15 protein-coding genes are annotated in these 12,361 nt (G+C 69.8%); 10 read left to right on the top strand and 5 right to left on the bottom strand.

The features are described 5' to 3' along the window. Positions 1–24 precede the first annotated feature (24 nt). The 3 genes from LOS8367_RS09260 to LOS8367_RS09270 all read right to left on the bottom strand — a co-directional run bounded on the left by LOS8367_RS09260 (position 25) and on the right by LOS8367_RS09270 (position 2,814). On the bottom strand, positions 25–1,395 hold the full coding sequence (locus LOS8367_RS09260) for a glutamate--cysteine ligase (protein WP_085896201.1): 1,371 nt from the start codon (positions 1,393–1,395) through the stop codon (positions 25–27). Between the two features lie 114 nt (positions 1,396–1,509). Then, a complete protein-coding gene (locus tag LOS8367_RS09265) occupies positions 1,510–2,025 on the bottom strand; it encodes a hypothetical protein (RefSeq protein ID WP_085896202.1) in 516 nt (171 codons plus the stop codon). A 69-nt stretch (positions 2,026–2,094) separates the two neighbouring features. Beyond that, positions 2,095–2,814 (bottom strand): 16S rRNA (uracil(1498)-N(3))-methyltransferase, encoded by a 720-nt coding sequence (locus LOS8367_RS09270; protein ID WP_085896203.1) that lies wholly within the window; start codon positions 2,812–2,814, stop codon positions 2,095–2,097. 12 nt (positions 2,815–2,826) lie between these two features. Between LOS8367_RS09270 and ubiA the strand changes: the two genes are divergently transcribed. The 6 genes from ubiA (at position 2,827) to moaB (ending at position 8,288) form a co-directional block, all read left to right on the top strand. Beyond that, complete coding sequence (ubiA, locus tag LOS8367_RS09275) at positions 2,827–3,795, top strand: 4-hydroxybenzoate octaprenyltransferase (protein ID WP_085896204.1); 969 nt, start codon at positions 2,827–2,829, stop codon at positions 3,793–3,795. Between the two features lie 58 nt (positions 3,796–3,853). Then, a complete protein-coding gene (locus tag LOS8367_RS09280) occupies positions 3,854–5,872 on the top strand; it encodes an OmpA family protein (RefSeq protein ID WP_085896205.1) in 2,019 nt (672 codons plus the stop codon). A gap of 10 nt (positions 5,873–5,882) precedes the next feature. After that, complete coding sequence (locus LOS8367_RS09285; protein ID WP_085896206.1) at positions 5,883–6,209, top strand: hypothetical protein; 327 nt, start codon at positions 5,883–5,885, stop codon at positions 6,207–6,209. Between the two features lie 143 nt (positions 6,210–6,352). After that, positions 6,353–7,144, top strand: coding sequence for a uracil-DNA glycosylase (locus tag LOS8367_RS09290; protein ID WP_085896207.1), 792 nt, complete (start codon positions 6,353–6,355; stop codon positions 7,142–7,144). Then, positions 7,141–7,758: a LysE family translocator gene (locus tag LOS8367_RS09295; protein WP_085896208.1), complete on the top strand. Its 618-nt coding sequence runs from the start codon at positions 7,141–7,143 to the stop codon at positions 7,756–7,758. Before LOS8367_RS09290 ends, LOS8367_RS09295 begins: the two co-directional genes overlap by 4 nt. Positions 7,759–7,760: 2 nt before the next feature. Then, the gene (gene moaB / locus LOS8367_RS09300; protein WP_085896209.1) at positions 7,761–8,288 is read left to right on the top strand and encodes a molybdenum cofactor biosynthesis protein B; all 528 of its coding nucleotides are present in this window, start codon (positions 7,761–7,763) and stop codon (positions 8,286–8,288) included. 7 nt (positions 8,289–8,295) lie between these two features. Here the strand turns inward: moaB and LOS8367_RS09305 are convergent, their stop codons facing one another. Beyond that, on the bottom strand, positions 8,296–9,090 hold the full coding sequence (locus LOS8367_RS09305) for a protein-disulfide reductase DsbD domain-containing protein (protein ID WP_085896210.1): 795 nt from the start codon (positions 9,088–9,090) through the stop codon (positions 8,296–8,298). 117 nt (positions 9,091–9,207) lie between these two features. Between LOS8367_RS09305 and LOS8367_RS09310 the strand changes: the two genes are divergently transcribed. Next, a complete protein-coding gene (locus LOS8367_RS09310) occupies positions 9,208–9,777 on the top strand; it encodes a YqgE/AlgH family protein (RefSeq protein ID WP_165761427.1) in 570 nt (189 codons plus the stop codon). A 114-nt stretch (positions 9,778–9,891) separates the two neighbouring features. On the opposite strand, the gene LOS8367_RS09315 is transcribed toward LOS8367_RS09310, so the two are convergent. Continuing rightward, positions 9,892–10,449 carry a TlpA family protein disulfide reductase gene (locus tag LOS8367_RS09315; protein WP_085896211.1) on the bottom strand — a complete coding sequence of 186 codons (558 nt, stop codon included), beginning with the start codon at positions 10,447–10,449 and terminating at the stop codon, positions 9,892–9,894. Between the two features lie 24 nt (positions 10,450–10,473). On the opposite strand from LOS8367_RS09315, the gene argH reads away from it, so the two are divergent. Genes argH through LOS8367_RS09325 form a run of 3 tightly spaced genes read left to right on the top strand, consistent with a single transcriptional unit; the run spans position 10,474 to position 12,292 of the window. Then, positions 10,474–11,862: an argininosuccinate lyase gene (gene argH, locus LOS8367_RS09320; RefSeq protein WP_085896212.1), complete on the top strand. Its 1,389-nt coding sequence runs from the start codon at positions 10,474–10,476 to the stop codon at positions 11,860–11,862. Continuing rightward, positions 11,859–11,987 carry a hypothetical protein gene (locus tag LOS8367_RS19370; protein ID WP_278247962.1) on the top strand — a complete coding sequence of 43 codons (129 nt, stop codon included), beginning with the start codon at positions 11,859–11,861 and terminating at the stop codon, positions 11,985–11,987. The genes argH and LOS8367_RS19370 overlap by 4 nt, the downstream gene beginning before the upstream one ends. Then, the gene (locus LOS8367_RS09325) at positions 11,984–12,292 is read left to right on the top strand and encodes a DUF2834 domain-containing protein (RefSeq protein WP_085896213.1); all 309 of its coding nucleotides are present in this window, start codon (positions 11,984–11,986) and stop codon (positions 12,290–12,292) included. Before LOS8367_RS19370 ends, LOS8367_RS09325 begins: the two co-directional genes overlap by 4 nt. Positions 12,293–12,361: the final 69 nt, after the last annotated feature.

Below are 12,361 nucleotides of genomic sequence, written 5' to 3' on the forward strand. Positions count from 1 at the left end.
CCCCGAGGGCGCGGCCCACCAGTTTCAGTAGGAATGCGCCGCGTAGATCCGGCTCAGATCGCCGCCCCATTCGCCATGATACTCCGCCAGAAGCTCGTCGGCGGGGGTGCGCCCGGTCTCCACGCTTTCCTTCAGCGCGTTGAGGAAGTGCGTCTCGTCCGGCACCAGACCACCAGCGCCCGGGCGGGCGCGAGCCTTGAGACCGGCCTCGGCGATCTCGACCGCCTGCCGCGCCAGATCGTGCATCGAGAGCCCGCCGACCTTCGCCTGCAACCCCTGTTCGGCCGCCGCGACGCGCAGCGCCTCGCGGGTTTCGGCGTCCCAGCCCTTCACCAGATCCCACGCCGCGTCGAGCGCGCCCTGGTCGTAGGTCAGCCCGACCCAGAAGGCGGGCAGCGCGCAGAGCCGGCGCCACGGGCCGCCATCGGCGCCGCGCATCTCGATGAACTTCTTGACCCTTGCCTCGGGGAACACCGTGGTCAGGTGATCGGCCCAGTCCGACAGGGTCGGCTTCTCGCCCGGCAGCGCCGGCAGTTCGCCCTTGAGAAAATCGCGGAACGACTGGCCCAGCGCGTCGATGTACTTGCCGTCTCGGTAGACGAAATACATCGGCACATCGAGCACCCACTCGACGTAGCGCTCGAAGCCCATGCCCTCCTCGAAGGCGAAGGGCAGCATGCCGGTCCGTGAATCGTCGAGCCCACGCCAGATCCGCGAGCGCCACGATTTCATGCCGTTGGGCCTGCCTTCGAAGAAGGGCGAGTTGGCGAAGAGCGCGGTCGCCACCGGCTGCAGCGCCAGAGCCACGCGCAGCTTCTTGACCATGTCGGCCTCGGAGGAGAAGTCGAGATTCACCTGCACCGTGCAGGTGCGGTACATCATCTGCTTTCCGTGGGTGCCGACGCGGTCCATGTAATCGGTCATCAGCCGGTAGCGGCCCTTCGGCATCATCGGCATCTCGGCCTCGGACCACTCCGGCGCGGCGCCGAGCCCGATGAAACCGACGCCGATCTCGTCGGCCACGCTCTTCACCTCGGCGAGGTGGCTGTTCACCTCGTCGCAGGTCTGGTGGATCGTCTCGAGCGGCGCGCCGGACAGCTCGAACTGCCCGCCCGGCTCGAGGCTGATATTGGCGCCGTCGCGCTCCAGCCCGATCAGCTTGCCCTGCTCTTCCACCGGGCTCCAGCCGAAGCGGTCGCGCAGCCCCTCCAGCATGGCGCGGATCGAGCGCGGACCGTCATAGGGCAGCGGCTTGAGGCTGTCGCGGCAATAGCCGAATTTCTCGTGCTCGGTACCGATGCGCCAGTCGCTCTTGGGCTTGCAGCCCTTGGCCAGATACTCGGCGAGCTGGGAATGATGCTCGATCGGCCCGCCGCCGGATTGAGGGATGGACATGGCGCTGGCTCCTATCTCGCGAGGCGGGGCTACAGGTGTCGCGCATGGGGCCATAAGTCAATGGAGCCGACACCCGGTTTCGCGCGGGCCGGCCATGCGCGGCCGCACAGAAGATCAGACCACGGTCAGCCGCGCCGGCCGAGTCCAGATCGTGACCACGTCGCGCGTCTCGTCATTCAGCATCTCGATCATCCGGCCGCGCTTGAGCCCCGGCAGCGCCGCAAAGGCGTCGAACAGCGCCTCCGCCCCATCGGCGGTGACCGGGATCGCGAGAACCTCGGTGCCGGTTTCCAACAGCCAATGCGCCGGCTTCGCGCGCCGGTCGAGCCTGAGCCGCCGGACCTCGTCAAGATCGACCATGCCGCCGGTCAGCGGCCCCATATAGGCGACCCGGCCCTCGTCGATCTTCAGGAGGCCCGGCCCCCGCCCCTCCTGCCGGAAGCGCCAGCGCTGCACGCCACCGATCACCAGTCCGGCACCCAGCGCGGCAAGCCCCCAGCCCAGCCATTGCAGGATGCCGAAGCTCGCGAGCGCCCACCAGAGCCCGAGCCCGGCAAGGACCAGCCCGACGAGCACCTCGCGCCCACGCCACAGCGCCGCGCGCGCCTCAGGGCGCAGCAGATCAGCCATCGCCCTGCCCGACTTTGTTCTTCAAATACGCAAACCCGGCCACGGCCGGGCGCCCGGGGTCCGGGCGGCTCACCGCCAGTCCCCGAGCGTGGTCTGCCAGAGCGTCAGGGCCGCGACCGCCGCGGTGTCGGCGCGCAGGATGCGCGGCCCGAGGCTGACGGGATGCGCACCCTCCAGCCCGCGCAGCCGCGCCCGTTCCTTGTCCGAGAACCCGCCCTCGGGTCCGATCAGCACCGCCCATGGCCCCGGGGCGTCGGGCAACCGCCCGCTTTCCCCCACCAGCGTCTCGTCGCAGAACATCAGCCTACGCTCCCCGGGCCAGCCGTCGAGCAGACGCGCCAGCTTTACCGGCTCGGCCACCTGCGGCACGTAGGTGCCGCCGCATTGTTCGGCCGCTTCGACGGCATGGGCCTGCAACCGGTCGACCCGTACCCGCTCGGAATTGGTGAACTCGGTCAGCACCGGCAGGATTCGCGCCGCCCCCATCTCGGCCGCCTTCTCGACGATGAAGTCGGTGCGCGCCTTCTTGATCGGCGCGAAGCACAGCCAAAGATCGGGCGGTGGCATGAACGGCTTTGTCTTCGCGCCGATCTCCAGCGTGCCGCCGCGCTTGCCGGCCTGCGCGATGGTGGCGTCGAACTCGCCCGAGTGCCCGTCGAAAACGGAAATGACGCTGCCCGGGGGCAGCCGCATCACCCCGGAGAGGTAATGCGCCTGCGCCGCCTCCAGCGGAACGGTTTGCCCTTCGGCCAGAGGGTGATCTACAAACAGCCGGACCTTGGATGCCATGGGGCGGACCATATGAAAGCGGCGGATCGGATGCCAGAGGCCGAAGAGGGCAGCGTCGCGGATGCGCCGCGCGGCAATTGGGTGGATCGTCTCGCGCCGCGCCGCACCCGCCCCTATCTGCGGCTGAGCCGCGCCGACCGACCGATCGGCACCTGGCTGCTGCTGCTGCCCTGCTGGTGGGGGCTGCTGCTGGCGGCGCTCGCGATGGACGGCTTCGGGCTCGAGGGCGCGTGGATCGCCATCGGCTGCGCACTGGGCGCCTTCCTGATGCGCGGCGCGGGCTGCACCTGGAACGACGTGACCGACCGACATATCGACGGCTCGGTCGCGCGCACCCGCTCTCGCCCGATCCCCTCGGGACAGGTTCGGGTGATGCAGGCGCTGATCTGGATGGCGACGCAGACGCTGGTGTCGCTGGTGATCCTGCTCACCTTCGACTGGGCCGCGATCTGGCTCGGCGTCGCCTCGCTGGTGCCGGTGGCGATCTATCCCTTCGCCAAGCGCTTCACCTGGTGGCCACAGGTATTTCTGGGCCTCGCCTTCAACTGGGGCGCGCTGCTGGCCTGGGCGGCGCTCACCGGGTCGCTGTCATGGGCGCCGGTGGCGCTCTATCTATCGGGCATCGCCTGGACGCTGTTCTACGACACGATCTACGCGCATCAGGATGCCGAGGACGACGCGCTGATCGGCGTGAAATCGACCGCCCGCCTGTTCGGCGACCGCTCCCGGATCTGGCTGCGCGGCTTTCTGGTGGCCACGGTGCTGCTGATGGGGCTCGCGGTGCTGCTGGCCGCGCGAGACCGGTCGGTGCTGTCGCTGGTGGTGGCGCTGGGCGGGCCTTGGGCGATGGGATGGCACATGGTCTGGCAGCTGGCGCGCTTCGATCCTGCCGACAATGCCGGGCTGCTGCGGCTGTTCCGTTCGAACCGCGATGCCGGGCTCCTGCCCGTGCTGTTTTCCGCCGCCGCCTTGGCGCTGTGATTGATCTGGCATCCCCTGCGCTCTAGAAGGCGCGGGCCGCCACAGACCCGGACCCCAGATGCGCCTCCCTCCGATAGCCGCCGTCATTTCCGCCTTCGCCCTTGCCGGCGGAGTCTCGGTCATCGCCGCGCGCACCGCCGTCGCCGTGGTCGAGGATGTCTCGGCCAGCGAGGTTCGCGCCGCGCTCGCCGCGCAGGGCTACGACTGGGCCAGCGTGCAGGCCGACGGGCTGCAGGTGGTGATCGAAGGCGCCGCTCCGACCGAGGCGATCCGATTCCGGGCGATGTCGGCGGCGGGCGGCGTGGTCGATGCGAGCCGGGTGATCGACAACATGCGGGTGGTCGAGGCCGAGACGCCGCCGCCGCCCGATTTCGCCGTCGAGATCCTGCGCAACGACAGCGGCGTGTCGCTGATCGGCCTGATCCCGGCCGGTACCGACCGCGCGGCGCTGATCGCCGAGATGGAGCGCGCCGCCGACGGGCTGCCGGTGACCGACCTGCTCGACGTCGCGGACCACCCGGTGCCCGAGCACTGGGCTTCGGCGCTGCGCTATGCTGGCCGGGCGTTGCAGACGCTGCCGCATTCCAAGCTCTCGGTGCGGCCCGGCCGGGTCCGGGTCGAGGCGATCTCGGAAAGCCCCGAGGCGCAGCGCAAGCTGGAGAGCGAGCTGGCGCGGCTCAAGCCCGACACCGTGCGCCTGGCGCTGCGGATCTCGGCGCCGCGCCCGGTGATTACCCCCTTCACCGCCCGTTTCGTGATCGACGAGGACGGCGCCCGCTTCGACGCCTGCTCGGCCGACACCACCGAAGCCCAGGCTGCCATCATCGCCGCTGCCGAGGCGGCCGGCGCCTCGGGCGAGATCGACTGCATCCTCGGGCTGGGCGTGCCCTCGGATGAATGGGGCGAGGCGGTCTCGCGCGCCATCGCCGCGCTGGCCGATATAGGCGGCGGCAGCGTCACCTTCTCGGATGCCGACGTCTCGCTGGTCGCGGCGCAGGGCACCGATGCCGCCGCTTTCGACCGCGTGGCGGCGCAGCTCGAAACCGAGTTGCCCGATTTCTTCGCGCTCGAGGCGGTGCTGCCGGAGGCGCCCGAGGCGCGTCCCGAAGGCGCCCCCGAATTCAACGCCGTCCTCGCCGAGGACGGGGCGCTGCGCCTGAGCGGCCGGTTGCCCGACCAGCTGGCCAGCACCACGGTCGAGAACTTCGCCCGGGCCCGCTTCGGCGGCGACGGCCTCGCCGTGGCGACGCGGGTGACCGATGGGCTGCCGGGCGACTGGTCGGTGCGGGTGCTGACCGGTCTCGATGCGCTGTCGCTTCTCTCCGAGGGCCGCCTCGCCGTCGGTCCGGACAATGTCGCGGTCAGCGGGCTGACCGGCCGCAAGAGCGCCGCCGCCGACATCGCCGGGCTGATGGCCGAAAAGCTCGGCCAGGGCGCCAAGTTCGACATCGATGTGAGCTATCGCGAGGAGCTCGACCCGATCGCCGGCCTGCCCTCGCCCGAGGAATGCCTGCGCCAGATCGCCTTCGTGACCGCAGATACCAAGATCACTTTCGACGCGGGATCGGCTTCGATCACCGCCGAGGCGCGCCCGGTGATCGACGACATCGCCGAGATCGTGCGCCGCTGCCCGGAGCTCGAGATCGAGGTGGCGGGCTATACCGACAGCCAGGGCCGCGATGAGATGAACCTCGAGTTGAGCCAGGAGCGCGCCGACGCGGTGGTCGAGGCGCTGCGCCGGGCCCGCGTACCGGTGGCGGGTTTCACCGCGGTGGGCTATGGCGAAGCAGATCCGATCGCCGACAACGGCACCTCGGCGGGCCGCGAGGCCAACCGCCGTATCGAGTTCCGCCTTTCGGGCGCGCAGGCCGCGACCGAAGACGGGACTGAAGACGAGGCCGCGACCGAAGACGGGACTGAAGACGAGGCCGAGACCGAAGCCGGGGCGGAGGCGGATGGCGAGGCCGATACGGAAGCCGAGACCGGGACGGACGACGATACGGCCGCCGGGCCGCAGCCGATGGAAAAGCCCGGAACCGGGCCGAGGGCACGACCCTCAGACGAGGAAGACGAGTAGGGACAGGGACGTGAACAGAACCGAGTTCATCATCGCCACGGCGGTCATCCTCTTCGCCGCCTTCGCGCTAGGCTGGTTCGCCAGCTGGCTGGTGAACCGCTTCACCCGCGTCACCCGCGCCGATATCGGTGAGCTGGACCGAATGGCGCAGGCGCTGCACGAAGCCGAGGAGACGCGCGATCAGGCGATCTCCTATGTGGAGGAGCGCGAGGCCGAGCTGACCGGCCAGCTCAAGCAGTCCGAGGCCGAGCTGCGCGCCGCCATGGAAGCGCTGCGCGAGGCGCGCCACGAGGCCGAGGATCTGCGCGGCTGGATCGAACGTCACAACGTCGGCTGAGGCACCCGGAAGGCCGAGCCGGCGCGCCGGCGTCGGGGCGGTCGCCATGCGTATTTGGAGAAAGATGAACAGGGGCGGCGCACCGTTCATCGGGCCCATTCGCCCCCTGCCATCCCGGCGCGATCCGGCATAGCCTGCGCCCCATGGAATCGGCACTGGATTACTGGAGCGCGCGGGCGCTGCTCGACTGGCAGATCGAGATGGGGGCGGACGAGGCGATGCTCGACGCGCCGCTCGACCGCTATACGCTCACCGATACCCGCCCTGCCATGACCCCTGCACCCGGCGCGGCTGCCGCCCCCGGGCCGGTCCGCATCGAGGAGCCGGATCCGGTGGCGCTGGCCCATGCCACCGCCGAGGCCGCGCCCGATCTCGAAGCGCTCGCCGCCGCGATGGAGGGATTCGAACCCTGCGACCTGCGGCGCGGCGCGCGCAGCTTCGTCTTCGCGGCCGGCCGGGCCGGTGCCCGCGTGATGTTGCTGCTCGATCCGCCGCATCGCGAGGAGGACCGCGCCGGCACGCCGGTGGCCGGCCCCGCCGCCGTGCTGCTGGAGCGGATGCTCGCCGCCATCGGCCTCTCCGCCGAGGCGCCCGACGCGGAGCGCGCGGTCTACATGGCGCCGGTGCTGCCTTGGCGGATCCCGGGCGACCGCGCCCCCGACCCCAAGGATCTCGCGATGATGCGGCCCTTCCTCGACCGGCATGTCGCGCTGGCCGATCCGGATGTCGTCGTGATCATGGGCTCGGTCGCCTGCGCCGCGCTGATCAAGGGCGGCGGGCTGCACCGTCTGCGCGGTCGCTGGACCGAGCTTTCGGGCCGACCGGCCCTGCCGATCTTCTCGCCCGCGCATCTGATCGCAAACCCGGTGGCCAAGCGCGAAGCTTGGGCCGACCTTCTGGCCCTGAAAACACGGCTCGACGGGGGCATGGCATGATCGATCCCCTCGTGCTGCTGGCATTTCTTCCGGCGGCGCTCGCGCTCAACCTGACGCCGGGCGCCGACATGATGTTCTGTCTGGGCCAGGGCCTGCGCGGCGGGCCGCGCGCGGCGCTGGCCGCCGATGCCGGCATCGGGCTGGCGGTGATGGGTCACGTGACGCTGGCGGGGCTCGGGCTCGGCGCCGCCGTGGCGGCGATGCCATGGCTTTTCGACGCGATCCGCTGGATCGGTGTCGGCTATCTTCTCTGGCTCGCCGCGACGGCCCTGCGGGGCGATGGCGCGGCGACGGAGATCCCGGCCGTGCGCCCGGCGCGCGCCTTTCGACAGGGTCTCGCGGTCAATCTCACCAACCCCAAGGTGATCCTCTTCGTGCTGGCCTTCCTGCCGCAATTCACCGACCCCGCCCGCCCGGTGCTGCCGCAATTCCTCGCGCTCGGCGCGGTGCTGTCGCTGGGCGGGCTGGTGGTCAACGGCGCGGTCGGCGTCCTCGCCGGCGGCATCGGCCGCCGCCTCGCCGGGTCGGCGGGGTTCAATCGCTGGCTGGGCCGCGTCTCGGCCTCGATCTTCGCGGCCCTCGCGCTGCGCCTCGCCCTCCTGCCAAAGGCCTAATCATGGATCGAGATTTCCTGCCCGTCCGCATCGCCATCCTGACGGTGAGCGACACGCGAGATGCCTCCGACGACCGCTCCGGTGACACGCTGGTCGAACGCCTCGGCGCGGCAGGACACGTGCTGGCGGCGCGCGAGATGCTGCGCGACGACCGCGCCGCCATCGCCGAGACACTGCGAAAATGGTGCGCCGATCCGCAGATCGACGTGGTGATCTCCACCGGCGGCACCGGGCTGACCGGGCGCGACGTGACGGTCGAGGCGCATCGCGACGTCTACGAAAAGGAGATCGACGCCTTCGGCACGGTCTTCACCATCGTCTCGATGAACAAGATCGGCACCTCGGCCGTCCAGAGCCGGGCCACCGGCGGCGTCGCCATGGGCACCTACCTGTTCGCCCTGCCCGGTTCGCCCTCGGCCTGCCGGGACGCTTGGGACGAGATCCTCGAGCGTCAGCTCGACTACCGCCACCGCCCCTGCAATTTCGTGGAGATTTTGCCGCGGCTCGACGAACATCTGCGGCGCAAGTGATCCGGACCTAGGCCGGGGCGCAGCCCCTGAACTCCACCGCCTCGCCCTCGCCGATCATCGTCAGCACCAGCGCCGAGCGATCGAGCGCCACCGGGGCGCCTGAGACATGGGAAATTCGAGTGCTGGCGACGACGGCACCGCCGTCGCGGCGCATCTCGACCGGCGCCACCCAGAGCGCGTCGTCGCCGGTCTCCACCACCACGGCCCGGGCTCCGGTCATCGCCGGAAGCGTCGCGGTGAGCGACAGCCCCTCGTCGGTCGGCGCGACGCTGCAGCGCGCCGGTCCGATCCCGGCCTCGGCCGGCGTGTGCGCCCGGTCGGCCAAGGCCAGCGCGAGGGTCGGGTCGCGCTGTTCCGTCCGCGGCAAATCGGCCGCGAAATCGAGCGAGACCGGCACGCAGACCTCCTGGCAGACCCCGATCTCCAGACGTCCCTCGATGCGCATCGGCGCGTCCGCCCGCGCGGGCGCGATCTCCACCGGCAGGACCACCTGGTCGGAATAGCCGTAGGTCTCGTAGCCGCCGATCTCGAACACCTCCGGCACCGGCCATCGGAACGCGGCGCCGGCGACGTTCTCCGAGCCGTTCCAGTCGATCCGGGGCGGGATGCCTGCCTCGCCCGGGGCGCGCCAATAGGTCTTCCATCCCGGCGCAAGGCTGATCCGAAAGCCGGCCATCTGCGTGCCCTCGGCCGTCCGCCAGCCCGGCAGAAGATCCAGCCGGACGATGTCGTCGACCGGCCCGGCGGAGGCCGCCACGGGAATGGACAGGGCAATCAGGACGGCAAGCGGGGAAAGGGGCATTCGGCTGTTCATGACAGCAGTGATGCCGTGGCCGCGGGTCGAAGGAAAGTCACGTCGACGCGAGAGCGACGTGTGCCCCCTCTTGATCGCGTGGCCCATGCACCACATTCTGAAAGCATGAAAGCCCTGAACCCCGATCTGAGCGGCAAGCTCCTCATCGCGATGCCCGGCATGGGCGACCCGCGCTTCGATCACGCGGTGATCTTCATCTGCGCCCATTCCGATGAAGGGGCGATGGGCCTGATCGTCAACAAGCCCGCCACCGAGGTGCGGTTCAGCGATCTGCTCGAACAGCTGGAGATCACGCCCGATCCCGGCCTGCGCGACATCCGCGTGCATCTGGGCGGCCCGGTCGAGGAAAGCCGCGGCTTCGTGCTGCACACGACGGATTACACCTCCGACCAGGGCACGCTACAGGTCGACGAAGGCACGGCGATGACCGCGACGCTCGACGTGCTCGAGGAGATCGCCCATGGGCGCGGCCCGAAATCATCGCTTTTGGCGCTGGGCTATGCCGGCTGGGGCCCCGGCCAGCTCGAGAGCGAGTTGGCGCAGAATGGCTGGCTGATCGGCGAAGCGCAGCACGCCGTGGTGTTCGGTCGCGCCAACGAGCATAAATGGGCCGCCGCGCTCAAGGGGCTCGGTATCGATCCGCTGAGCCTGTCACCGACCTCCGGCACCGCCTGACCCGAGAACGGCACGCCGGGCCCTGCCCGGTCGCCATGCGTATTCTCAGAGCAAAGTGGCCATGTGACGCAGTCCTTGGCTACTTTGTTCTTCAAATACGCAAATCCCGACGGTTCAGCCCTCCTGCCCTTCGGCAATCAGCGCCTCGACGATGGCGCGCGCGCTGTCCGAGGACCAGTCCGCCTCGCCCTGAAGGCGCCCGATCTCGCGGCCCTCGGCATCGAGGATCAGCGTCACGGGCAGGCCGAGCACGCCGAAATCGCGCGCCAGAGCCTGTCTCGGATCCTTGTGGCGCGGCAGGGTCTCGGCACCGATCTCGGTGAGAAACCGCTCCATGCTGGCCGGATCGTTCCGGCCCGTGGCGATGGTGATGACCTCGAAGTCCTCGCCGCCATACTCGTCCTGCAGCGCCGCGAGTTGTGGCATCTCGACCCGGCAGGGCGCGCACCACGTGGCCCAGAAGTTCACCAGCACCGGCCTGCCCTCGTATGCGGCCAAGGTGATCTCGCCGCCCTCCTCGCTTTCGAAGGCGACGTCGGAGCCGCGCTGCGGTTCGGCATGCACCGCGAGCTTGCGCATGTCGCCTTCGCGCAGTGCCTCGATGTCGGCGGGGCCGGCGTTTGCAAGGCTCGTTGCCGCCATGTAAAGACCGATGAGAACGATGCTGCGCATGTGACTTCCTTCGAGGACCCAAAGATGACCGAGAGCTCCAACGCGATGTGGGGCGGCCGTTTCGCCGCCGGGCCGGACGCGATCATGGAGGCGATCAACGCCTCGATCGGCTACGACCGGCGTCTTGCGCCGCAGGACATCGAAGGCTCCCGGGCCCATGCCGCGATGTTGGCGGCGCAGGGCATCATCGAGCCTAAGGATGCGGAAGAGATCAGGAAAGGCCTTCTCACGGTCTTGTCAGAGATCGAAGGCGGCAGCTTCGAATTCTCGACCGCGCTCGAGGACATCCACATGAACGTCGAGGCGCGGCTCAAGCAGCTGATCGGCGAGCCTGCCGGCCGGCTGCACACCGCCCGCTCGCGCAATGACCAAGTCGCGACCGACCTGCGTCTCTGGGTCCGCGACCAGTGCGACGCCGCGCAGGACGCGCTCACCGCGTTGATCGAGGCGCTGCTCGGGCAAGCCGAGGTCGGAGCCGACTGGGTGATGCCGGGCTTCACCCACCTTCAGACCGCGCAGCCCGTCACCTGGGGTCATCACATGATGGCCTATGTCGAGATGTTCGGCCGCGACCGCACCCGTTTCGCCAATGCCCGCGCGCTGATGAACGAAAGCCCGCTCGGGGCCGCGGCGCTGGCCGGCACCTCCTTTCCGATCGACCGCGAGGCGACGGCGCAGGCGCTTGGCTTCGACCGCCCCATGGCCAACAGCCTCGACGCGGTGTCGGACCGCGATTTCGCGCTGGAGTTCCTCTCGGCCGCGACGATCTGCGCGATGCATCTGTCGCGGCTCTCTGAGGAGCTGGTGATCTGGTCCTCGGCGCAGTTCCGCTTCGTCGCCATGTCCGACCGCTGGTCGACTGGCTCCTCGATCATGCCGCAAAAGCGCAACCCCGATGCCGCCGAGCTGATCCGCGCCAAGATCGGCCGGATCATGGGCGCAAACGTCGCGCTGATGACGGTGATGAAGGGGCTACCGCTGGCCTATGGCAAGGACATGCAGGAAGACAAGGAGCAGGTCTTCGACGCTGCCGACAACCTGATGCTGTCGCTCGCGGCGATGAGCGGCATGGTCGCCGACATGACCGCCCAGCCCGACAATCTGCGTGCCGCCGCGGCCTCGGGCTTTTCCACCGCGACCGATCTGGCCGACTGGCTGGTGCGCGAGCTCGGCCTGCCCTTCCGCGACGCGCATCACGTCACCGGGTCGCTGGTCGCGCGGGCCGAGGAAAGGGGCTGCGACCTGCCGGAGCTGACGATCGAGGACATGAAGGCTGTGCACGAGGGCATCACCGAAGACGTGTTCGGCGTGCTGACGGTCGAAAACTCGGTCGCCTCGCGCACCGCCTATGGCGGCACCGCGCCCGACAACGTGCGCGCGCAGATCGCGCGCTGGCGGGACGCGCTCAAGTGAAGCTCACGCTGCTGGCGCTGATGTTGCTGGCCGGTTGCGGTGCGGGCGGCGTGCCCGAGGCGCCCGGCGCGGTGCTGGGCTATGGCGAGACCGGGATCGACCGCCGCCTCGGGGGTGCGCCGTGAGATGGGTCTGGCTGGCGCTCGCGGTCTGGGGCGCGCTGCATCCGACGCGCTGGTTCATCGCCTGGTTCGCGCAGAACGGCTATTCCTGGTCCGGGCTGTTCGCGGCCTGGCGCGCCAACCCGGCGACGACCGGGTTGATGTGGGACGCCACCATCGCCGCCGTGGCGCTGACGCTCTGGATCCTCTCCGAGGTACGGGTGCGCCGCAACTGGGAGGCACTGGCGGCGATCCCCGCCACCTTCCTGATCGGCATCGGCTGCGGATTGCCGCTGTTCTTGTTCCTGCGGACCCGGCCGCTCGGCTGAGGATGCGGCATCGCGGGGCTTGGGATCGCGCCGCGATCTGCTAAGAGGCGGCGCGGAGCAGCAAGCGGA

The sequence above is a fragment of the Limimaricola soesokkakensis genome (genome assembly GCF_900172345.1).
Lineage (GTDB): Bacteria > Pseudomonadota > Alphaproteobacteria > Rhodobacterales > Rhodobacteraceae > Limimaricola > Limimaricola soesokkakensis.